This window comes from Pedobacter soli, assembly GCF_900101435.1.
In the GTDB taxonomy this organism is placed as follows: Bacteria; Bacteroidota; Bacteroidia; order Sphingobacteriales; family Sphingobacteriaceae; genus Pedobacter; species Pedobacter soli.
Genome location: NZ_FMZH01000002.1, coordinates 323,633 through 346,352, shown reverse-complemented (window position 1 = coordinate 346,352; position 22,720 = coordinate 323,633). Strand labels below are relative to the sequence as shown.

Annotated in this window: 17 protein-coding genes; 3 read left to right on the top strand and 14 right to left on the bottom strand. The window is 40.6% G+C overall.

What is annotated here, in order from left to right; genetic code table 11:
• The first annotated feature begins 35 nt into the window (after positions 1-35).
• Positions 36-578, top strand: a complete 543-nt coding sequence (locus BLR37_RS05385) for a thermonuclease family protein (protein WP_090765598.1) — start codon at positions 36-38, stop codon at positions 576-578.
• Between the two features lie 65 nt (positions 579-643).
• Positions 644-1,948, top strand: a complete 1,305-nt coding sequence (locus tag BLR37_RS05380; RefSeq protein WP_090765595.1) for a cryptochrome/photolyase family protein — start codon at positions 644-646, stop codon at positions 1,946-1,948.
• On the opposite strand, the gene BLR37_RS05375 is transcribed toward BLR37_RS05380, so the two are convergent.
• The 8 genes from BLR37_RS05375 to BLR37_RS05340 form a co-directional block, all read right to left on the bottom strand.
• A complete protein-coding gene (locus tag BLR37_RS05375) occupies positions 1,938-2,825 on the bottom strand; it encodes an FKBP-type peptidyl-prolyl cis-trans isomerase (protein ID WP_090765592.1) in 888 nt (295 codons plus the stop codon). The genes BLR37_RS05380 and BLR37_RS05375 overlap by 11 nt on opposite strands.
• A gap of 3 nt (positions 2,826-2,828) precedes the next feature.
• Positions 2,829-3,314: an FKBP-type peptidyl-prolyl cis-trans isomerase gene (locus BLR37_RS05370; RefSeq protein WP_090765589.1), complete on the bottom strand. Its 486-nt coding sequence runs from the start codon at positions 3,312-3,314 to the stop codon at positions 2,829-2,831.
• Positions 3,315-3,383: 69 nt separating this feature from the next.
• A complete protein-coding gene (locus BLR37_RS05365) occupies positions 3,384-3,830 on the bottom strand; it encodes an FKBP-type peptidyl-prolyl cis-trans isomerase (protein ID WP_090765586.1) in 447 nt (148 codons plus the stop codon).
• Positions 3,831-4,114: 284 nt separating this feature from the next.
• Positions 4,115-5,908: an acyl-CoA dehydrogenase family protein gene (locus tag BLR37_RS05360; protein WP_090765583.1), complete on the bottom strand. Its 1,794-nt coding sequence runs from the start codon at positions 5,906-5,908 to the stop codon at positions 4,115-4,117.
• Positions 5,909-6,058: 150 nt separating this feature from the next.
• Complete coding sequence (locus BLR37_RS05355) at positions 6,059-6,409, bottom strand: four helix bundle protein (protein WP_039471539.1); 351 nt, start codon at positions 6,407-6,409, stop codon at positions 6,059-6,061.
• A gap of 106 nt (positions 6,410-6,515) precedes the next feature.
• The gene (locus BLR37_RS05350) at positions 6,516-7,691 is read right to left on the bottom strand and encodes an acetyl-CoA C-acyltransferase (protein ID WP_090765580.1); all 1,176 of its coding nucleotides are present in this window, start codon (positions 7,689-7,691) and stop codon (positions 6,516-6,518) included.
• A 137-nt stretch (positions 7,692-7,828) separates the two neighbouring features.
• Positions 7,829-10,234 (bottom strand): 3-hydroxyacyl-CoA dehydrogenase/enoyl-CoA hydratase family protein, encoded by a 2,406-nt coding sequence (locus tag BLR37_RS05345; RefSeq protein WP_090765577.1) that lies wholly within the window; start codon positions 10,232-10,234, stop codon positions 7,829-7,831.
• A gap of 74 nt (positions 10,235-10,308) precedes the next feature.
• Entirely contained in the window at positions 10,309-10,743 is a 435-nt protein-coding gene (locus BLR37_RS05340) for a MarR family winged helix-turn-helix transcriptional regulator (protein ID WP_090765574.1), read from the bottom strand.
• Between the two features lie 123 nt (positions 10,744-10,866).
• Here BLR37_RS05340 and BLR37_RS05335 point away from each other — a divergent pair, with 123 nt between their 5' ends.
• Positions 10,867-11,829 carry a hypothetical protein gene (locus BLR37_RS05335; protein WP_090765570.1) on the top strand — a complete coding sequence of 321 codons (963 nt, stop codon included), beginning with the start codon at positions 10,867-10,869 and terminating at the stop codon, positions 11,827-11,829.
• 64 nt (positions 11,830-11,893) lie between these two features.
• On the opposite strand, the gene BLR37_RS05330 is transcribed toward BLR37_RS05335, so the two are convergent.
• The 6 genes from BLR37_RS05330 to BLR37_RS05305 form a co-directional block, all read right to left on the bottom strand.
• Positions 11,894-13,213 carry a DUF6089 family protein gene (locus tag BLR37_RS05330; RefSeq protein ID WP_090765565.1) on the bottom strand — a complete coding sequence of 440 codons (1,320 nt, stop codon included), beginning with the start codon at positions 13,211-13,213 and terminating at the stop codon, positions 11,894-11,896.
• Between the two features lie 138 nt (positions 13,214-13,351).
• Entirely contained in the window at positions 13,352-15,061 is a 1,710-nt protein-coding gene (locus BLR37_RS05325) for a DUF885 family protein (RefSeq protein ID WP_090765562.1), read from the bottom strand.
• A 94-nt stretch (positions 15,062-15,155) separates the two neighbouring features.
• Positions 15,156-17,492 carry a GAF domain-containing protein gene (locus tag BLR37_RS05320; RefSeq protein ID WP_090765559.1) on the bottom strand — a complete coding sequence of 779 codons (2,337 nt, stop codon included), beginning with the start codon at positions 17,490-17,492 and terminating at the stop codon, positions 15,156-15,158.
• 53 nt (positions 17,493-17,545) lie between these two features.
• Positions 17,546-19,021 (bottom strand): TlpA family protein disulfide reductase, encoded by a 1,476-nt coding sequence (locus BLR37_RS05315; RefSeq protein WP_090765556.1) that lies wholly within the window; start codon positions 19,019-19,021, stop codon positions 17,546-17,548.
• A 121-nt stretch (positions 19,022-19,142) separates the two neighbouring features.
• Positions 19,143-20,864 (bottom strand): gamma-glutamyltransferase, encoded by a 1,722-nt coding sequence (gene ggt, locus BLR37_RS05310; protein WP_090765553.1) that lies wholly within the window; start codon positions 20,862-20,864, stop codon positions 19,143-19,145.
• A complete protein-coding gene (locus BLR37_RS05305; protein WP_090765550.1) occupies positions 20,836-22,611 on the bottom strand; it encodes an AMP-dependent synthetase/ligase in 1,776 nt (591 codons plus the stop codon). Before BLR37_RS05305 ends, ggt begins: the two co-directional genes overlap by 29 nt.
• Positions 22,612-22,720 lie beyond the last annotated feature (109 nt).

Genomic DNA, 22,720 nt, shown 5'->3' with positions numbered 1-22,720 from the left:
GAAAAGGCTAAAGCCGACGGAAAAACATTGTGTGGATGGGAAGATTAATTTTACTGGGTTTTATTTTATGTTTACATCCGGTTTTTGTCAGTCAGCAGGGCGTTTATGCAAAAGCACCTGATTTAAAGAAACGTATTTTTACAGCAAAGGTAATCCGGATTATGGATGGCGATACCATGGAAATCCTGTACCAGCAAACACCAACCAAGATACGTTTAGCGCATATAGATTGTCCGGAGAAGAGGGGCAGGCAACCCTTTGGCAACAACGCCAAAAAAGCTTTATCAGATTTATGTTTCGGGCAAAATGTAACGGTTTACGCCGAAAAGTACGACCGCTACCGCAGGTTAATTGCTGTGGTAGTCAATACTAAAAAACAGGTGGTAAACCAGGAAATGATTAAGCAGGGTATGGCCTGGCACTACAAAAAATATTCTACAGATCAATTGTATGCTCAACTGGAAATAACTGCCCGCAAAAATAAGGTAGGCTTATGGAGTGATGCTAGCCCCACACCGCCCTGGGAATGGCGGAAACCGAAGCACAATAGCCTGCCTGGAATAAGTATTTCGAAATAAAAGGCGTAAAAAATAAACCAGCATTGTAGTTTGCTGTTATTACCTTTGAGCATCATCCTTTTTATATGAAGAAAGCTATTTCCATCTTTTGGTTCCGCCGCGATTTACGTTTAACCGATAATGCCGGATTTTACCACGCGTTAAAAAGTGGTCACCCGGTTTTACCCCTCTTTATTTTCGATAAAAACATTCTCGACAAACTGCCTGAAGACGATGCCCGCGTAACCTTTATTTACCAAACGATAGCAGATTTAAAAAAGGAGCTGCAAAAACACGATTCAGACCTTTTGGTTAAATACGGTAAACCCGAAAAAATCTGGTCCGAAATTTTAGGTGATTATGAAGTAGCTGCTGTTTACACCAACCACGATTATGAGCCTTATGCCCGCGAACGCGACGATAACATGGCCGAATTTTTAACCAGCGAGAAAATTGCCTTTAAAACCTACAAAGACCAGGTTATTTTTGAAAAAGGTGAGATTTTAAAAGCAGATAAAACACCCTACACTGTTTTTACGCCCTTTTACAAACAATGGCATGCCAAATTAAACCCTTTTTATACCAAAGCCTACCCTACTCAAAAGTATTATAAAAATCTGTTGCCTTGTAAGGATCTGCCCTTGCCTTCGTTAAAGGAAATGGGCTTTGAAAAAAGTAAGCTTAGCTTTCCAAAGCTCAGCTACAAAAGTAAACTGGATAGTTATGCGAAAGAGCGCGACTTTCCTGCTTTGGATGGTACTACGCATATTGGTTTACATTTACGTTTTGGTACCTTAAGCATCCGTAAGGCGGTACGTGATGCCATTGAAGCAAAATCGAATATCTGGCTTTCTGAGCTGGCCTGGCGTGAGTTTTACATGAGTATACTCTGGCATTTCCCCTATTCGGCTGCCGATTCTTTTAAAAAACAATACGATAAGATTAAATGGCGCAATAACGAAAGCGAATTTAAGGCTTGGTGCGAAGGCAATACGGGCTACCCTATTGTTGATGCAGGCATGCGGCAATTGAACCAAACGGGCTGGATGCATAACCGCGTGCGGATGGTAGTGGCAAGCTTCTTAACCAAACACCTGCTCATCGACTGGCGCTGGGGCGAAACTTATTTTGCCGAAAAGCTTTTAGACTACGAAATGGCCAGTAATGTAGGTGGCTGGCAGTGGGCAGCTGGCTCAGGTAACGATGCGGCTCCGTATTTCAGGGTATTTAACCCTGAACTGCAAACCAAAAAATTCGATCCGAAGCTGGAATATATTAAAAAATGGGTACTAGAGTTTGGCACAAAAAAATATGCCCAACCAATAGTTGAGCATACTTTTGCAAGGGAAAGAGTTTTAAAAGTTTTTAAAGAAGCTTTGGCTAATTCGTAACGCTTACAATTTCGATATCGAAATCCAGAACGGCATTGCCTGGGATAGTACCATTTCCTAATTGCCCGTAACCTAAATCAGATGGAATAAATAACCTGATTTTTGTTCCCGCCTTGAAATTTGTTAAAATACCCCAGCCTTTTATCGCATTTGCTAATTCGATAGAAACAGCTGTGCCATTGGTTTGATCAAAAATAGTTCCGCTCAATAATCTACCTGTATAGTTAACCGACAGTGTACTTGATGCCAGTACCTGATCGCCAGTTCCCTGTTGCGTAATGATATAACGTATTCTTGAAGGATCTTTTATTGCGGTTAATGAATTAGCCGATAAGAAATTGTTAATCTCCAATTCGTCAATTTGATGAACTTTCGATTCTGTATATATTCCTAAATCAACGAGGATATTCTCATTAGATCCAATGTTCAAAAAACTTATTCCATTTTTACCAAAAGCCATACTAGAAGGCATAATTAACGTTGCTTTACCACCTCTTTTTAGCTTAGTCAGCACTTCTCTTATCGGTTTAAATACATAAGATACATTGTTAATTGTAAACCGATCTGTATAACCTAAAAAAGTACCAGGAATCATGACATTTGATGTTTGATTTAACAACTGTCCAGATAAAGTCTTAAAAGTGTAAGAATAATATACTGAATCAGAATTTTTAATTACATCTCCTGTTCCATCAGTAGTAACTTTATAATAGTAGCCGCTGGTGTCTTTCTCAAAGCTTAAATTATTCTTTTTCAGGTAAGCCTGAATAGCTGCATCATCTATACTTTGGATAGACTCATACTCTTTTTTACACGAGCTGAAAATCACTGTAGCCAGCAAAAGCGTAAATAGGCTAAGTTGAGTAAATTTGTTCATTTATTATTGTACGTCTGTAAGTGTTATTGTAAAATCGAGTACTGCATTTGCCGGAACGGAACTTGAAGGCGACTGCGTTCCATAAGCATAATAAGAAGGGATAATCAACCTGATTTTGCCTCCTTTTTGTATCCGCTGGATACCGATCTGCCAGCCAGCAATTACATTTCCGAGTAAAAACGAAGTAGGTGTCCCTTTGGTGCTATCGAAAATGGTTCCGTTTAAAAGACGCCCTTCGTAATCGGCAGTAATTTTGGTAGAAGCGGTATAGGTTATACTTCCCGAGCCTGGTTCAATAATCTGGTAAAAAATACCATAGCCATCTTTTACAGCTGGAATATTATTGGTTTTCACAAAAGCACTAATTGCTGTTGTATCAGACTTAAACTGCGGTAGCGGATCATAATCGTCTACCGGTGTGTTCTTTTTACAAGCTGCGAAGCATGCTGTAATACAAACTAATAGGATAATATATTTAAACTTAGCCATTCCGCAAAAATAAGCTTTTAATACGGATGCTACAATTTTTAACCAATTTTAACAAATAGCGCCCTGCCCTTACTGGGTGTCGGAAAGTTGAATGGTAAAATCGAGAACCGAATTACCCGGTATTGGCCCTACAGCGCTGCTTCCATAACCTAAACCCGGTGGCACAATTAACCTGATTTCGCCCCCTTTTTGAATTTTCGGAATCCCGATTTGCCAGCCTTGAATTAATTCGGCCAGATTAAAAGTTTGTGCTTTACCACCACCGTTATCGAAAACACTTCCGTCTAATAAGCGGCCTTCGTATTTAATGGTAATTTTGGTATTGGCCGGATAAGTAAAAGAACCTGTGCCTGGTTTAATGATCTGGTAATATAATCCTGACGCATCTTTGGTTGCATTGATATTGTTCTTCTGGATAAATTCGGCAATCTGCTTTTCGGGATCTTCGTCTTTTTTACAGGCTGAAATGGCTACTAGGCAGCAAAAGAGTACGGTAAGCAATCTAAGTTTAATCATGCAGCGAAAGTAAAACTTTAATGTGGATGCTGCAATTATTAACCAAAACATTGGAGTTATTACGGTCGTTTTTTGCTATTGAATTATATTGCCAAGTCAATTTCAATTGGTTGGAGCAATCCTAATGCGTTTGCCATAATCATTCTGTAAGATTGCTTCCCCGAAAGTCGGGGCAGGCTGTCGTTCCTCTTCGCAATGACGAGGTAACGAAATCGCCAAAATAAAAAAAGGTCAAGTGCTTAATACACCTAACCCTTAAACCCTCAACCTGCTAACCCTCTACCTTAAAAGATATACTTATTAGCTTCGATTAATTGTTGCGCTACCCTTTGACGGGCATCTTTAACATTAAACGGTTCCATTTTGGTAAAACGGCGTAAACCTACCTGCATCATACGCAACTCATCGCCTTCGGCAAAAGCCCATAAGGCTTCTTTTCCTGCTTTGGCAATACCATCAACCGCTTCAACCAGGTAAATGCGCAGTAAATCCAGCTGACCTGCAACTGCGGCTTCGCCACGCATGGCAACCAGTTTTTCGGTTCTCAGCAATGCTGATTCGGCTACATACACGTAACTGGCCATGTCCGCAATGTTCATTAAAATTTCCTGCTCCTTGCTTAAAGTCATCATGAGCTTTTGCACCGCGGCACCAGCCACCATTAAGGTTGCTTTTTTCAGATTAGCCAATACTTTTTTCTCTGCAGCGAACAATGTGGTATCTTCTTCACCAAAATCAGGGATACTCATCAACTCGGCGGCAACCGCAGTAGCCGGAGTCATCAGATCGAGCTCTCCTTTCATGGCACGTTTTAACATCATATCAACGGTAAGCAAACGGTTAATTTCGTTTGTACCTTCGAAAATGCGATTAATACGGGCATCGCGATAGGCCCTGTCCATTGGTGCATCGGCAGAGAAACCCATACCACCATAAATCTGCACGCCTTCATCTACGGCATAATCTAAAGCTTCAGATCCCCAAACCTTTAAAATGGCACACTCAACGGCAAACTGCTCAACCGATTTCAACCTGGCCTTACCCGATTCCATTCCACCGGCAACCAATTGATCGTAAGTATCGTCGATATTTTGTCCGGCACGGTAATTTGCCGAATCAACAGCATAGAGTTTAGATGCAGTTTCGGCAATTTTAAAACGAATGGCCCCATATTTCGAAATCGGGCGATCAAACTGAATCCTTTCGTTCGAGTAATTAATTGCAGTATTTAAGGTAGCTTTTGAAGCGCCTATTGCCGCAGCCGATAGCTTGATACGACCAATATTTAAAATATTTACAGCAATTTTAAATCCATTCTCCCGATCGCTGAGCATGTTCTCAACCGGTACCGGGCAATCGTTAAAAAACACCTGGCGGGTTGATGAACCTTTGATACCCATTTTATGTTCTTCAGGGTTCATGGTAATACCACCAAAATCCTTTTCAACTATAAATGCGGTCAGGTTTTTATCATCTTCTATTTTGGCAAAAACGATAAAAATATCGGCAAAACCACCATTGGTGATCCACATTTTTTGGCCATTGATGATGTAATGTTTGCCATCTTCGCTTAATTTAGCCTTGGTTTTACCCGAATTTGCATCAGATCCCGAATTGGGTTCTGTTAAACAATAGGCTGCTTTCCACTCGCCAGACCCCAGTTTAGGAATATATTTAGCTTTTTGTTCTGCATTACCATAGTAGAGAATAGGCAGAGTACCAATGCCGGTATGGGCAGAAAGTGCAACGGCAAAAGAATGACCGGCACCTACCACATCGGCAACCAACATGGAAGTATTAAAATTCTTACCAAAACCACCGTATTCTTCAGGCACTGAAACACCTAAAATACCCAGTTCGCCGGCCTTGGTCAGCAATGAAGGCATTAACTCCGGATCTTCCTGTTTATCAATTTTATCTAAGTTCGGATAAACTTCTGCTTCGAGAAAATCGCGGCAGGTTTGTGCAATCATCTGCTGCTCTTCATCAAATTCTTCAGGGATAAATACTTCCTGATAAGTGGTGTCTTTAATTAAGAATTCGCCACCTTTAATTGTCTTTTTTTCAGTTGTTTCCATTGTTATAGTATCTAGTAGCAAGATTTAAGTATCAAGACATTAGTAGCAGGTATCAAGACATCAGTATCAAGATAAGTTTATATCAAAAAAACCTATTATGCAATCCAATCTTGATACTTGATACTCACATCCTGACTCCTAATACCCACATCAAATTAATTTTCTTTCCAGGGCATAAATCATCTTTTGAACCTCAGTAGTTTTTTCAATCAGATCAATAGTAAGCGGATCATCCAATAATCCCAGTCTATTTGAAATAATCACCTGAGTTTCCAGTTCAAAAGCAGAACCCTGACTTATAGTTAAAAAATATTTAAACTGTGCACCGGTTCCTCTACCCGCTCCTTCAGCAATATTGGAGGATATTGAAACAGCGCATCTTTTCATTTGAGAAATCAAACCGTATCTCTCATCAACAGGCAAAAACGAACTAGCTTTGTAAACATCAACTGCTAAATCAATTGATTTTTGCCAAACTTTTAATTCTTTAAAATTGTGCATATATGATTAGTATTAGTGACTGAGTAATATGTCGGGATGATTTTATAAACTGGTTTATTCACCTATTATTAAATCTTGATACTACATACTCATATCTCGATACTAATTAAAGCAATTCAAATATCCCCGCAGCGCCTTGCCCGGTTCCTACGCACATGGTTACCATTCCGTATTTTTTGTTTTGTCTTTTAAGTTCGTTCATGATTTGCACGGTAAGTTTAGCGCCTGTACAGCCCAGTGGATGCCCCAGTGCAATTGCCCCACCATTTACGTTAATCACATCAGGGTTTAAATCCAGGGTTCTGATTACCGCTAACGATTGCGAAGCAAAGGCTTCATTCAATTCAATCAAATCGATATCTTCTTTTTTCAAACCTGCCTGTTTCAACGCTTTTGGAATGGCTTCAATCGGACCAATACCCATAATACGTGGCGGAACACCTGCTACCCCGTAACTTACCAGCCTGGCAATGGGTTCGGCGTTTAACTCTTTCATTTTCTTTTCAGAAACCACCAGAACAAAGGCTGCTCCATCTGATGTTTGAGAAGAATTACCTGCTGTTACGCTACCAACGGCATCAAAAACAGGCTTCAATTTGGCGAGTTTATCCAGCGTAGTATCTGCACGCGGCCCTTCATCTGTATCCACCACGTAAGAACGGGTTTTCTTTTTCAGGTTAGCATCCAGATAATTTTCATTTACGGTAATGGGCAATACTCCATCTTTTAAATGACCATTTTTAATCGCGTGAACCGCTTTTTCGTGTGATTTTAAAGAAAATGCATCCTGGTCCTCGCGACTTACCTTATATTCTTTGGCAACAGCTTCGGCAGTTAAGCCCATTCCCCAGTACCAATCAGGATTATTTTTAGCTACTTCTGCATTCGGCACCAGTTTCCAGCCGCCGAAAGGCATCCCGCTCATTACCTCTACACCACCTGCAATGATACAATCGGCCATTCCGGCTTTGATCTTAGCCACCGCAGTAGCAATGGTATCTAAACCCGATGCGCAATACCTGTTAACAGTAACACCCGGAACCTTATCGGTATCTAAGCCCATTAGCGAAATCATCCGGCCAATGTTTAAGCCCTGCTCTGCCTCTGGGGTTGCGTTACCTACTATTACATCATCAATTTGTTCGTTATCTAAATTCGGCACCGAGGCCACCAAAGCCCTGATTACTTCTGCAGCTAAATCGTCGGCCCTTGTGAAACGGAATACACCGCGGGGTGCTTTACCCACTGCTGTACGGTATCCTGCTATTATATATGCTTCCATTTTTTTAGTATTTCTTATGGCCAAAAGGCCAATATTATATTTTTATTTTTTCGCAGCGTCATGCTGAACTTGTTTCAGCACCTCTCAATAAAAAAACCTCATAAAAGATTGCTTCGTACCTCGCAATGACGATTACGCTAATTCCTTAACGGTTTCCCCTTCGTAATAATGCTCTGAATCCGCTCGAGTGATTTTCTTTCGCCAGCCAGTGATAAAAATGCTTCTCTTTCCAGATCGAGTAAATATTGCTCAGTTACTTCCGTAGGTGAAGATAAATCCCCTCCGCACATTACATAACCCAGTTTCTCAGAGATTTTCTTATCGTGTTCGGAAATATAATGACCAGCGTACATACTGTTCGCACCGGCATACACAATACCTAAACCTTGTTTACCTAAAACCTTGATATCATTACGTTGAACAGGCTTGGTATAACCAGCATCAGCTAGCTCAATTGCTTTTGCTTTTGCATCGGCCAGTAAACGGTTGCGGTTCATCGAGATTGAGAACTTATCTTTTTGCAGATAACCCAGCTCATAAGCTTCGTAGCCAGAAGTAGAAACTTTAGCCATACCAATGGTTAAGAAACGGTCTTTCAAGGCATTTTGCACAATCTGATCGTCTTTGTATTCATCGGAAGCACGCAAAGCAAACTCTTTGGTACCACCACCGCCAGGAATTACACCCACACCAAATTCAACCAGTCCCATGTAAGTTTCGGCAGAAAGCTGAACATGATCGGCATGTAAGCTAAACTCGCAACCACCACCCAATGTAAGGTTATGTGGCGCAACCACCACCGGAATTGAAGAATAACGGATGCGCATCGATGTATTCTGAAACATGCGGATGGCCATATTCAACTCATCCCATTCCTGCTCTACGGCCATCATAAAAATCATCCCAACGTTGGCACCAGCCGAGAAGTTAGCACCATCATTACCGATAACCAGGCCACGGTAATCTTTTTCGGCCATATCAATGGCTTTATTAATACCCGAAATTACATCGCCACCAATGGTATTCATTTTGGTGTGGAATTCTACATTCAAGATACCATCGCCCAAATCGATAATGGAAACACCAGAGTTTTTCCAAATGGTTTTATTTTCGCGAAGGTTGTCTAAAATGATAAATTCATTTGTGCCCGGTAAAGCTTTGTAGGTTTTAGAAGGGATATCATAATATTTTTTAACGCCATTTTCTACCTTATAGAAACTTGTATTTCCGGCAGCAAGCATTTCATGTACCCAGGCTGCAGCTTTATTTCCATATTGCTCCATGCCTTCAAGCCCTTCTTTAACACCTACGGCATCCCAAAGCTCAAATGGACCAAGCTCCCAGCCGAAACCTGCACGCATGGCATCATCAATACGATACAATTCGTCAGAAATTTCCGGAATCCGGTCAGAAACATATTCAAACAAACCAAAAGAAGAATGGCGGAACAATTCGCCGGCTTTATCTTTGCCTTTAGCAAAAATTTTCATGCGCTCGCGCAGGTTTTCAACCGGCTTGGTCATTTCTAAAGTGGCCGATTTTACTTTTTGCTGTGGTTTATATTCCAGCGTTTTTAAATCAAGCGCCAGAATTTCAGTTTTACCATCTGCCGTTTTTGTCTTTTTATAGAAACCCTGTTGTGTTTTATCGCCCAGCCATTTGTTTTCTTCCATTTTTTGCACATAAGCCGGAAGTTTAAACAAATCGTGTGCTTTATCGTCAGGGCAGTTATCGTAAAGGCCTTTGGCTACTTTAATCATGGTATCTAAACCTACCACATCCGAAGTACGGAAAGTAGCCGATTTTGGTCTGCCCAAAGCTGGTCCGGTGAATTTATCTACTTCTTCTACGGTTAAATCCAATTTTTCTACCAGGTGTAACAAGGCCATAATGGAATATACCCCCACCCTGTTAGCAATAAAAGCAGGGGTATCTTTACACAATACTGTGGTTTTGCCCAGAAACTTATCGCCATAATGCATTAAGAAATCAACGATTTCGGGTTTGGTATGTGATGTAGGGATAATTTCAAGCAATTTGAGGTAACGCGGCGGATTAAAAAAGTGTGTTCCGCAGAAATTGGCTTTAAAATCATCGCTCCTGCCTTCGGCCATTAAATGAATAGGAATACCCGAAGTGTTCGAAGTAATTAAAGTACCCGGTTTACGAAATTGCTCTACCTGTTCAAAGACTTTTTTCTTGATATCGAGATTTTCGACCACAACCTCAATTACCCAATCGTAACCGGCAATTTTCGACATATCATCGTCGAAATTTCCGGTTTTAATTTTGTTTAATGCTTTTTTGGTGTAAACCGGCGATGGATTTGTTTTAACGGCTGTTTGCAAAGCGGCATTTACAATCCGGTTTTTTACAGCTGGGTTATCCAGCGCTAATCCTTTTGCCTGTTCTTCGGCACTCAGTTCTTTAGGGGCAATATCTAACAGCAAAACCTCTACACCAATATTGGCGAAATGGCATGCAATACGCGATCCCATAATACCCGAACCTAAAACAGCAACTTTATTAATGCTTCGTTTCATTACTTTATATATTTTTCTTTAGGTCTGATTAAACCTGTACAAAGTGAATTTATTTTGCCTCAGATTATATGTGATTAATCAACAGCATAGGCTACTGTGATTTCATTTAGTTTGATCAACAGATTAATGAATGTTTCTTTCTCCTTTTTGGTAAAGTGCTCATCCAGATATTCGTTAAACTTACGCACAACACCTTTGGCCAGCTGCTTTTTTTCTTTACCAAAATCAGTCAGGAAAACTTTTACAGAACGTTTATCGCCAACAGATGTTTCGCGATAAATGAGATTAGCCTCTTCCATGTTGTTTAACATACGCGAGAGGCTGGTGGCTTTTACGCCAAGCAGGCCAGCCAGGTTAGAAACAGCAGTACCTTCTTCATCATTAATGTTAATTAACATATAACCAATAGCCTGGGTAATACCAAAACCTGATGCCATTTGATTATATTTATTAAACATGTTTTGCCAGGCAAACTTAACATGGTAGTCTATTGTTTGTTGTTGTTTCATTCCTTAATTTATTATGCTTGCATAACAAAGCTAACGAATGTATTTTGTTAATGCAATAGAAAAAAACAAAATAATTGTCAAAATTTTCTTATTATGGAAACACACAAATGAAAACGACTTAATATGCTAAAAGCAAAGCATCTCGCCCTATTCAGCTCATTTCTTTTATGGGCGCTGATTGGTAAAAGCCAGGTATCTTACTTTGGTAATTCGGCTGCCAACAGTCAGAAACTCGATATTTTTAAAAAGACAACCACCTTGTTTACCCTGCAATATGCAGATTATGCAGAACTGGAAAAATTTGACCAGGCGATTAAAAAAGTCTGGACGGTAACACCCTATAAAATCATTAAACCCGAAGAACTATCTCGCTACGATACGGTGGCCAATTATTCTTTTTTCTATTTTGACGGTTATGCTGAAAAAACAGATAGTACGAACATAGCCAACATTGTATATGTATTGAAACTGATTACACCAGGTAAAAAGCCAAGGGCAAAGGAAGAAAGTGTGTTGGCAACCATTACGCTTTTTGCCGACAGGTCTACCAACTTCCTGGTTGAAATACAAGATCAGCAGTATGGATCGAAAAAGAGCATTAAAAACTACCTCCTGTCTAATCTTTACAACAAATCGCATTTCAACAATTGGTCGCCAGGCTTTTTAAGCGGTTACCTGAAGCAAATTAATGGCGGATTAAGCGCTGCAGAAAACCGCGGAATGGATTATCAGTTTTACAATAAAATACGCTTGCCCGAACTGGCAAAAGAAACTTTATACATCCCTGAATATATTAAAACAGAATTTTCGTCGAAACTGGCACTGCTACCACAATCGGGCATTGTTGCAGCACCTTATAATTACAAACTAAAATTTGTGCCGAACAAACAGCTCGATAGCTTAATTTTAAATCAGGCTACACCTGTTAAATATGTAATCTATACACAGCGGTCTAACGATAAAATCATCAGCGTTTATGATAGTAAGGATAATCAGATTATTTACCAGCGCTTTTATCCCAATTTACCAAACTTTGAGATGAACGATTTAAGCGAGATTAAGAAAACGATCATATCGATTAAATAAAAGCTTTAAACCAAAAAAGTCCCGGCGCAAGCCGGGACTTTTCTTTTTTATTTTTTAAAACAGACTAGTAAAGGGTAAACTCTACACGGCGGTTTTGCTGACGGCCGGCTGCTGTTTTATTACTTGCAATTGGCTGACCCATGCCATAACCTGTAGCTTCGATACGTGATGCATTTGCACCTTGTGATACCAAATAAGCTTTAACAGATTCAGCTCTTTCTTTCGATAAACGTAAGTTCAATTCTTTTGAACCAGTGTTATCAGTGTGACCAGCTAATTTTAAGCTAAAGTTTTTCTGAATTAATAAAGCAGCTACTCTGTTTAATGATGCATAAGATTTAGAACGGATAGTAGCTTTACCTAAATCAAATTCAAGATTTTTAATCGCTTCGTTAACTACCTTGCGGTCTTCTTCAGTTACGATTACTTTTTCTACTACTTTTTCTGGAGTTTTTAACGGACAACCAGAACCATCTACTACAGTACCTGCAGGGGTATCCGGACATTTATCCAATTTATCGGCAACACCATCACCATCAGAATCTTTAAGCAAATCGGTCATTTCTGAACGTAATTTTGCATTTTCAGCTTTCTGGGCATCTAAATCGCTTCTCAAACCATCGGCAGTTTGTTTTGCTTTTACGGCTTCATCGTAAGTTAAAGCAACCGGATTGTGGAAAGCCAATTGTTTACCGCTACCTAAGGCAAACTCTAAACCCGCGTAAGCATAGTTGTATTTATCATTTGATCCTCTGTAATAGCCATCTAAATTATCACCATCAACAAAATTGATTGTCCAGCCTAAATCGAAGTTAACGGCATCAGAAAGTTTAAATTTGGCACCTAAACCAACCGGAATAATTAACTCCTGAATGTTTTTATCGCCAGCATACAAAGAAGTACCTGCTGCAGTGGTAATGGTAGGTTTATAACCCGCAATACCGGCACCAGCCGAAGCATAAAGTTGCAAAACATTCTCTTTTTTAAACATATCGATGTTAAACATGTTTACTACCGCATTTAAACTTCCTGAATAAGCCAGCTGGGTATCGAATGCTCTTACAGGCGAATTGTTTACCACACCACTTTCGTAAGGTTCGGTATTATCGCCTTTTAATTTACCGCGAACTCCATCTAAGCGAAGAGAGAAATAAGGGGTAAATTGTTTTTTAATGTACAAACCATAGCCGAAGCCAGATTTGTTGTTACTAAAGTCGTTTTTACCGCCCAGGGGAGAAAGCGGCGTTAATACACCAGCATTTACACCAACGGACCATGTTCTGAAAGTAGTTGAGCTTGCCGGCTTCTCCTGTGCAGAGGCTGCCGATCCGATAAGCAATCCAGCTAATGCAACCGGAAGCGTTTTGAATAGTTGTAATTTCATAGTTTTTCTATATAACGTTGAATAAGCGTTGCTTACCCTTTGCAATAGCCATACCAAAAACTACAGACGCGTAAAAATACTTATCAACTTTTCCACAACTTCAGGTTTAAATGGTATCCAATTACTGCTTCACCTTATCTATTTAATATTACCGGCAAATTTCCATCGCGTACTAAAATTTTCGGGTAATTGCTGGTTGGTTAACAGCGCTCTAACCATTTCAACCGGCATGTTATTTTCGCGCAATATGCGATCGTGAAACTGGATGTTGGTCATTTTACCACTTTGTACAAGCTCCTTATGCAAGGCCCTGAACTGCAGCCCGCCCAACATATAGCCAATTTGATAAAGCGGCCCGTAACCTCCGGTAAAAGAACGACGCACCTCTGCCTCTGCGTTGGCCCGTTCAAAACCTACACGATCTACCAGAAAATCGATACATTGCTTAGGTGTCCATTTTCCTAAATGATAATTCATTGAAAAAATAATGCGTGCACAACGGTGCATGCGCCAAAAAAGCATTCCGATTTTATCTTCAGGAGATTTAGGGAAATTCTGGTCCCAAAGCAGCATTTCCCAGTAAAGCGACCAGCCTTCAGTCCAGAAAGGTGTACTAAACACTTTTCGATAAGGCTTATAGCGACTTTGCATAAAATATTGCAGGTTATGTCCGGGAATAAGTTCATGAAAAACCACTGCCCTTGAAAAGTGTCTGTTATTACCGCGCAAGGTCATCATTTTGGCCTCTTCGCTCATATCTTCTGTTGGGTAAGCAATTAATACCGATTCGCCACCTAAGAAAAACGGAGCAAACAATTGTTCCTGCGGGCTTAACATGCGCATACGCCAGCCTTCTTTGGCCATTGCCGGAATAGCAATCAGCTTGTTTTTTTCTACAAAATTTATGGCTTCGTTAGCCAGTTCATAAACCAGTTCGGGCTGTTTACCCAATTCGGGATAATCGGTTTTTACCTTTTCGAGCGCTTTTTTCCAATCATTACCAAAACCCATTTGTTGCGAGGCTTTGAGCATTTCGGCATCGCACCAGGCAAACTCACGCATGGCAATGGCTTCGATCTGTTCGGGTGTATAGGCAATCATTTCATCCTTTAAATTGCTTAACAAGGCATTCCTGCCTATCGGATTACCAATAATACCACTTCCATCATCCTGAACGTTAGCGGGTTTGGCTATTTTACCCAATACCGCAGCATAATCTTTCAGCGCATCAACCACTTCCGGATAAACCGATTTGGTAGCTTTGGTGAATTGTGGATCGTAGCCATCGTAAAATTTATAGGCTTCGGTAAATACAGTAAGGTATTGATTGATGGTTTGCTGCGCCCAGAAAGCCTGTACAGGGTTAACAGCAAGTTCATTGTTTTCTACCGCCTTTGCGGTTTTGCGTATTGATGCCTGCAATTGTTCGAATTGCTGTTGGGCTGTTTTACCATCCTGCTGCTGACCAATCCTTCGCTTTGCTTCAAAATCGAGCAAGGTATTGGCAAAAGGCAAAGTAAAAATACTGGTTTTAAAATCTGCATAGTTTTGTTGTAAAACTGCAGCATCGGAAAGGATATCGCGCTTAAGTAAGAGGTAATCTACCCTTTCGTTTACAGTAAGTTTATTAAATGGCAGTGCCTTTAATTGTTTTTGCCACGTAGCATAAAAGCGTTCCATGCGCTTAAAGTATTCTTCCGACCGCTTGAGGCTGTATTTGCGATTAAGCATGGTCTCATCAGCCTGATATTGATTAATGAGTGGGCTTACAAGGCTGGCTTCGTTGTTTTGGGCCTGTACTTTTACCGTAAAAATTAAAAGTAAAAACAGCGGAAATAGTTTGCGCATAAATGGTTTGGGTTAGCTGACGCAATATAAATAAACAGAAAGAATTGGCCACAAAGAAGCAATGTAACTTCTTGAAGATGCACTGCTATCACCGTTACACGATGCTTAAACGGAGTGCTTTTAATCCGCTTAATCCCTGCAGATCTTCCAAATCAAGATCTTCGGTTTCTGCACCCAATACTCCGGTTTCCTGTAAGTATTTTACAAAGGGAAGGTAGTCGTCTATATCCCGCTTATTGAAATAAATCAGTGCCAGTTTATCAGGCTGGGTTAGCCGCTCCTCTGAATTACGGATGAGCACTTTATCGATCCGTTTTTTAATCATCTGGTACCTGATGTTGTAAGCTCCTTCAACATCAAACTTTCTTTCATCAATTCGGAAACTGATGTCGATTGGATGATTGTGAATAAAAATCAACTGAGTAGTGGCCAGTTTAACAGGCAGATCAGGCTGGCGCTGCCGCACCATTTTAGCAATTGCCGCCATTGATGAAAGTTGCCACAAACGCAGGTTTTTCAGATGAAAGTGATTAAAAATCCGGTCTGGAGCGATAGATTGCCCAATGTAGATGTCGTACTCCACCCCATCGGTTCTGAATTTTTCGAAATAACAGGGGAAAGATTCCTGCAATTTTTCGCGTTCAGCTTCGAAATAATTGTTAATATCGGTATTAATCAGTTGCATGGAGGTTTCTAAAGCCTGCCGGTTCTTGTACACCTCACCACCCTGAATTGAAATACTTTCGAGATACTGACCGATAATCTTTTGGGTATTGGGATGTGATTGCGAAATGAGTTTTAAATAATCGCTGGTTTCTTCATTGAGGAAAATATTGAGGCTGTTTTCTTCGGTGGTATTCAACTCGTTACCATGCAAAATGGTATTCCATTTATTGCAGTTAAAAATAATTTCAACCAGTAAGGCATCGGTATAAGTTTTACTGAGCTGTTCGAGTGTATCGCGAAGCAGGCTTAGATGTAGATTCAGATCAGCCTTACTCGCGGCATTTCTTTCGGTCGTAGAATTTCTGATATCTATTGCTCCATAAAATGGATAAACTGCTGTAAAGCTGATATCTTCGGTACGCAGAGGCAAATTCTTTTTCCTATCGTGCAGGTAATGCCAGGCTGCCTCATTAAATTTCCATTGTACAGCAGGTTGAATAGACGTATATTTTTCTTTAATGATGTTTTCGATCTCGAGATTAAATTCATCTATATACACCTGAAGTAACTGGGCAATGGGTGCCAATACCTGCTCCAATAAAGTGATTTTCTTTTCATCGAAAGTTTCGCCGACCCAGGTATGCATGCCCAATACCCCAACCAAAACCTGATTATGAAATACTGGCAAAAGCGCCATCGATTTCACATTAAGTTCTCTAAAGCGCTCTAACCAGGGAAACATTTCCCTGCTTTCGGCCCAGATATCGGGCGAATAAAAGGAATTAGGGTTTGCTGCGTAGCCTTCTGCAATTTGCTGAAAAGCTTCGGGGCTTAAGGTTTCTTCGCCCCAAACCGAGAAAAGCAATCCACTACCTCCTTTTACATAACCATAAACCATTTTATTGTTAACCCTTACAAAAGGGAAAAGATCGAACTGGATATTGGCATTTTGAACCAGGACTTTAAGCGATTGAATGACTTCTGCATAAGCCACCCCTTCATTACCTGGAGCCCGACTCAACCTTACGGCTTTAATATTTTCGACGGCCTGCCTTGCTGTAACATCGGTAATGGTGAGTACCGAAATCCCCCTGAGTTCGAAAAGCGACAAAGGCAATATCTGCTGCAGTTTTTCAAGTCCGGCTTCATCGCTTAAATATTGTTGCAGTTCGCGATAACTAAGCTCGGGCAAAGGTTGCTTAGCTTTTACCCCGATAAAATCTGTGTTTACGCCAATATGAAAATAACCTGGCAAAGCCGTATCTGAATTGATTCCGGCATGATATTTTTCCTTTAACGGAGCATGGAAAGCATACAGTTCATTCAGGATAAAAGAATAGATAAAATGCAGTCGATCCTGTTGCTGCTGTTCGGGGCTTCTCGATCCGGCAAAACTGTTGTTATCTTTTTCTTTCTGTTCGAGCAGCTCATACATCAGCCCGGTTCCGTAGAAAGTGATGGGCTGCATAGGTGCACAAAGGCCCCAAGCCTGATAATCTTCGGTTAAAAGTGTCGACGAAAGACAGGCGTACATGTGCTCCAACAGTAACTCGTGCTGGTAAATGTCTTCCAGGGGAATAACCTGATTATCGATTCCCTGCTTTTCAAATTCTTTTAAGGCATTGCGGTAAAGGGCAGATTTTACGGTTTGCTCTTCTTTAATTTTCCGGCGCAGGTATTGTATAAAGGGGCCAAAAGAGATGGCCGAATCTACACCGTGTACATCCGGAAAATTCAAAGCAATGTTAAATATGCGCTTTTTCATCTCTTTAAGTTTAAATCATACCAGCTGCAGCACGGTAAAAGCTTAAGAAAAACTTAATTTAAATACCCCTCTATTTGTTTATAAAGTTTTTCTTTATCGCTAGGCCTTAGTGCGTCGGCTACTGCGAGCTTGCCATTTTTCAAAATGAGGTACCTCGGTATACCATAACCTTTGCCTTCCCAAAGTTTATTAATCAAATCGGTTTGCAGCGCCATATTGGTTCGAATATGATTGCCGGATAGCTTGTAATATTTGATCATGTCTTTCCATTGCTGATCTGCACTTTCCTTATCCATAGAAATATAAAGCATTTCTACTCCTTTAGAGGTAAGAAACTTATCCAGATCTGCACCATGCGCAAATTCTGCTTTGCATGGACCACACCAGGTGGCCCAGATATCAACAAATACTGTTTTATCTTTAAATTGCCCCATCAGCTCATCCAAACTATTAACCTGATCGTAGTTAGCTACAAATTTCTGACTTGTAACAAAATCCTTTTGGGCATTTTTATGGAACACAAGCACTTCATTCGCTACTGGCTGCAGATAAGCCGTATAAGCACTTTTTGGATAGCTAGTTTTAAATTTATTAAAGAGTTCAACCAAAATAGGTTGATATTTTTGCTGCATCAATTCATCAGAGAGGAAACTGGCCAGCATATACTCCCTCACATTACCTGTTAAATTCTTTTCGAAACCAGCATAACGGCGTTCAAGATAGATCTCTTCTGAGGCAGGGGCTTCAATAACATTCCCGCCATTTTTCTCATGTAAGTATTTACCAGCGTAATAATCAGAATAATATCGAACATAATAATAAAAGTCAGGCGCATTAAGTCCCTGACTACCATTAACCGGATATTCTTTATAGATTTTTGCCCAAAGGTCTTTAAATTCTTGTTTAAATACAGCTTTACTTCCAGGCTTCAGCGTTGCAAAATAAAGCATCACAGGCACATGCGCTGCAATTGCTGCATAATCACTTGCTACCCTTTCCTTAAAAAACTGATAGAAGGTGTTGGTAATCTTATTTTCTTTTAACAGCTGCTCATACGGCATAAGCTCCTTTTTTTCATCAGCAGCCAAAAGTGCCATCATACCGCTAGCAGTACTATCGGTCTTATAATAATTATCTGCACGCGATTGGTAAAAGGCTGTGCTCCGCTGGTTGAGCAGCAATTGACCGTCCTTGTTGCTCCCCTGATATTGGATGGTTTGTACCCCGGTTTTATTGAAATCGAATACTATTGAGGTTTCGCCTGGCTCGATAAAAAAATTAAACCGCTTTTCGCTGTTGATTAAATAAACATTGGCAATCTTACTAATCTTGAAATTCAGGTTTAAGGTACTATCCTTATCAAACCACATTTCTTTTCTTGCAGGATAAAAAGTAGTATTATTAACCGGTAACTGAACAATAACCTTTTTCTCTTTTGCGGCTATAAACTTAATTTTCAGCGTGGCTTCCTGGGCAAACACCATTAAATTTATGCTCAGGAGCAATAAAGCAAGTACATATTTTTTCATAGGATTGATACTTCAGCGTTTTTGATTACTAAACCAAGTACTTTAAATTGCTAAATAGAACTAAAATAGCAAATTTAACCTATAAAACTATCCTTCACTGAAGTAAAAATATGATGCGTAGCTACCAGCCAATAGCCTTATCATCTCCACGTGGGTCTGCCCCGCCCTGGTAGTTGCCCCATTGAGTTCTTAATATGGCATCTACCCTTCCTATCGATCCCCTTTGTACAATATTATAGCCTTTAGCTTTTAATTTTTGTGTAGCCAGGCTATCAATTGCATCTTTTTCTACATATACCTCATCAGGCAACCATTGGTGGTGAAACTTTTTAGCAGCCACGGCTTTTTGCATTGACATATCGAAATCAATTACATTAATGATGGTCTGAAATACGGAGGTAATAATGGTTGAGCCACCAGGTGTACCTACCACCATAAACAGTTTCCCGTCTTTCTCCACAATTGTAGGCGTCATGGAGCTTAACATTCTTTTATTGGGCGCTATGGCATTGGCTTCGCCACCAACTAAACCATACATATTGGGGGCACCGGGTTTAACCGAAAAATCGTCCATTTCGTTATTCAAAAGAAAACCGGCTCCCTTTACTGCGACCAACGAGCCATAAGATCCATTTAGTGTAGTGGTAATAGAAACGGCATTCCCATCGCGGTCTACGATAGAAAAATGGGTGGTTTCTTCGTGCTCTATACCTTTAATTTCTCCGGCTATTATACTACTGCTGGGGGTTGCCGCAGCCCAGTTAAAGTTTGCCATTCGGTTTTTATTATAGGCAGCATTTAATAACTGTTGTTGCGGTACAGCATAAAAATCAGGATCGCCTAAATGTGTTGCGCGATCTGCATATACCCGCCGCTCAGCCTCTACAATTACCTGTACAGTAGAATCGGCATTGTGTCCCCATTTTTTTAAAGGATATGGCTCTACAGATTGGAGCAACTGAATTAAAGCAATACCGCCGCTACTGGTTGGCGGCATGGTAATAATCTTATAACCTTTATAATTACCGGTAATTGGTTTTCGCCAGGTAGCGTGGTAGTTTTTTAAATCCGCCAGGGTAATTAAGCCTTTGCCACGTTGCATTTCGGCCACAACCGAATCAGCTACGGCACCTTCGTAAAAACCTGCCCTGCCTTTCTCCTGAATCAGCTTTAAGGTATTGGCCAATTCCTGCTGTACCAATACATCATTTTCCTGCCATGGGTGTTCTAAATTTACAAGCGCTGTTCCGTTAGGATTAAAATCCATTAATTTTCTGTGCAAACTATTCAGCTCGCTGGCTTGCCGGCTCGTAATTTTAAAACCATTCTTGGCCAGATCTATTGCAGGCTGTATTACCTGTGCCCAGGTTAGTTTTCCATATTTTTTATGGGCTTCTACCATGCCATCAACCGATCCGGGTACTCCGGCAGCTAAATGCCCATACAAACTCTTATCTACTATCGGATTACCGGCGGCATCCAGGTACATATCCCTGCTTGCCGCAGCCGCCGCCTTCTCCCTAAAATCCAAAGCATTTATTTCGCCATTTGCACCGCGGTATACCATAAAACCACCGCCGCCAATGTTACCGGCGTTGGGGTAAACAACAGCAAGGGCAAACTGTACGGCTACAGCCGCATCAACAGCATTGCCGCCTTTTTTTAAAATATCAATCCCCACCTGCGAAGCTTCGGGATGGGCAGAAACCACCATGCCATTTTTATATTCTCCGCTATTGTTTTTACCTAATTGCCCGGTTACGCAACCTGCCAATAAAGCAACAAGGCTGAGGAAGCTTACCGATTTTTTAAAATTATTGAGGGGCTTTATAGTTCTCAGCATCTTTGTATATCTTTTCAATTACTTCGTTATTTTTCTCGGTAATTACTTTTCTTTTCAGGCTTAATTTTGGCGTAAGTTCACCACCATCAATGCTCCACTCTTTAGGTAATAGCGCAAATCTTTTTACCTGCTCCCACTTACCGAAATTTGCATTAGCCGCTTCAATCACTTCGTTGTATTTAGCTAATACCTGTTCGTTTTTAATCAACTCATCTATTGTTGTAAAATTAATACCTTTCCGTCCTGCCCAGGTTTTTAAAGTTTCGAAGTTAGGTACAATCAGTGCAGAAGGGAATTTCCTGTTTTCGCCCAAAACCAGAATCTGTTCGATAAAGATCGATTCCTTGTATTTATTTTCAAGTATCTGAGGGGCTACATATTTGCCACCTGCAGTTTTAAACATTTCTTTCTTGCGATCGGTGATCTTTAAAAAACGGCCATCTACCAATTCACCAATATCACCTGTATGGAACCAGCCATCCTGGTCTATCGCTTCACTGGTTAAATCAGGGCGGTTATAATAACCTTTCATTACCTGGTGTCCCCGGGTTAATACCTCGCCATCTTCGGCAATTTTAACTTCAACGCCTTTAATTACTTCGCCAACGGTGCCAAACATGGTGCCGCCAAAATGGTTTACGGTAATTACCGGTGATGTTTCGGTTAAACCGTAACCTTCAAAAACCGGCATACCAGCTGCCCAAAATATCCGCGCTAAACGTGGGTTCAGTGCCGCCCCTCCTGATACGATTACCACAATTTCTCCGCCTAAAGCTTCCTGCCATTTTTTAAACACAAGTTTGCGGGCAATGCCCAGCTGAAAGTTATACCAGGCACCTGCGTTAACCGAATATTTTTCGGCCAAAGCAACCGACCAGAAGAAAATGCCTCTTTTAATGCCAGTTAACGATTTCCCCTTCTCCATAATCTTATCGTACACTTTTTCGAGTAACCTCGGAACGGTAGAAAATGCATTGGGTTTCACCTGCTGAATATCGGCTACAATGGTTTCCATGCTCTCGGCATAGTACACTGCTGTAGAATTGAACAGGTACAGGTAAATAATCATCCGTTCGAAAATGTGCGATAAAGGCAAAAAGCTTAATGCTTTTTTCACCCCCTCGGGAATCACTACCGATGAATTAACAAAGTTAGCCACCAGGTTGTTGTGCGTAAGCATTACCCCTTTAGGTGTACCTGTTGTACCTGAAGTATAAATCAGCGTCAAAACGTCTTCGGGCTCTACTTTTGCCCGATAATCATCCAGATTGATCTCAGTAGCAGCTTTACCTTCGGTTATCAGCACATTCCAGTTTTCGGCTTCGGCAATTTCATTGAAACTGTAAATCTTAATGGCTGGGTTGATGGCATCGGCACAGGGCTTTATTTTTTTATACAATTCTTCGTCGGCTACAAAAACAATCGAGATCTCTGCATCTTTTAATATAAACTGGATGTCGTGTTCGGCCAGTGTAGGATACAGCGGAATCTGGTAAGCCCCAATTTGGTTGGCGGCAAAATCGGCAATGTTCCATTCGGGCCTGTTGTGCGACATTACAGCCACTCTTCCGCCCTTGGTAATGCCTTGTTTAATTAAACCGCGACTTAAATTATCTACTGCTTCACAAAAATCGGCTGTACTATAATTTATCCATTTGCCTTTAATTTTCCCACTGATGAATTCCTGCTTGGGATTTTCGAGGCTATACTTCAAAAGATCAAAAACCCGTTTAATTTCTGCCGCCATATTGAATTGTTATTATTTGGTTAAGTTAAAAAATCAATCATAAAGATTGACCATTATGCTCCTCTTTAATTAAAATAATACATCCAGCTTAGCCAAAAGCCGTATTTAT

What these genes read in the sequence shown, in the direction of transcription:
- BLR37_RS05380 (WP_090765595.1), top strand. Translation starts at nt 644, where the DNA reads ATGAAGAAAGCTATTTCCATCTTTTGGTTCCGCCGCGATTTACGTTTA.
- BLR37_RS05360 (WP_090765583.1), bottom strand. Translation starts at nt 5,908, where the DNA reads ATGGAAACAACTGAAAAAAAGACAATTAAAGGTGGCGAATTCTTAATT.
- BLR37_RS05320 (WP_090765559.1), bottom strand. Translation starts at nt 17,492, where the DNA reads ATGAAAAAGCGCATATTTAACATTGCTTTGAATTTTCCGGATGTACAC.
- BLR37_RS05365 (WP_090765586.1), bottom strand. Translation starts at nt 3,830, where the DNA reads ATGATTAAACTTAGATTGCTTACCGTACTCTTTTGCTGCCTAGTAGCC.
- BLR37_RS05330 (WP_090765565.1), bottom strand. Translation starts at nt 13,213, where the DNA reads ATGAAATTACAACTATTCAAAACGCTTCCGGTTGCATTAGCTGGATTG.
- BLR37_RS05325 (WP_090765562.1), bottom strand. Translation starts at nt 15,061, where the DNA reads ATGCGCAAACTATTTCCGCTGTTTTTACTTTTAATTTTTACGGTAAAA.
- BLR37_RS05335 (WP_090765570.1), top strand. Translation starts at nt 10,867, where the DNA reads ATGCTAAAAGCAAAGCATCTCGCCCTATTCAGCTCATTTCTTTTATGG.
- BLR37_RS05315 (WP_090765556.1), bottom strand. Translation starts at nt 19,021, where the DNA reads ATGAAAAAATATGTACTTGCTTTATTGCTCCTGAGCATAAATTTAATG.
- BLR37_RS05375 (WP_090765592.1), bottom strand. Translation starts at nt 2,825, where the DNA reads ATGAACAAATTTACTCAACTTAGCCTATTTACGCTTTTGCTGGCTACA.
- BLR37_RS05355 (WP_039471539.1), bottom strand. Translation starts at nt 6,409, where the DNA reads ATGCACAATTTTAAAGAATTAAAAGTTTGGCAAAAATCAATTGATTTA.
- BLR37_RS05350 (WP_090765580.1), bottom strand. Translation starts at nt 7,691, where the DNA reads ATGGAAGCATATATAATAGCAGGATACCGTACAGCAGTGGGTAAAGCA.
- BLR37_RS05345 (WP_090765577.1), bottom strand. Translation starts at nt 10,234, where the DNA reads ATGAAACGAAGCATTAATAAAGTTGCTGTTTTAGGTTCGGGTATTATG.
- BLR37_RS05385 (WP_090765598.1), top strand. Translation starts at nt 36, where the DNA reads ATGGGAAGATTAATTTTACTGGGTTTTATTTTATGTTTACATCCGGTT.
- ggt (WP_090765553.1), bottom strand. Translation starts at nt 20,864, where the DNA reads ATGCTGAGAACTATAAAGCCCCTCAATAATTTTAAAAAATCGGTAAGC.
- BLR37_RS05340 (WP_090765574.1), bottom strand. Translation starts at nt 10,743, where the DNA reads ATGAAACAACAACAAACAATAGACTACCATGTTAAGTTTGCCTGGCAA.
- BLR37_RS05305 (WP_090765550.1), bottom strand. Translation starts at nt 22,611, where the DNA reads ATGGCGGCAGAAATTAAACGGGTTTTTGATCTTTTGAAGTATAGCCTC.
- BLR37_RS05370 (WP_090765589.1), bottom strand. Translation starts at nt 3,314, where the DNA reads ATGGCTAAGTTTAAATATATTATCCTATTAGTTTGTATTACAGCATGC.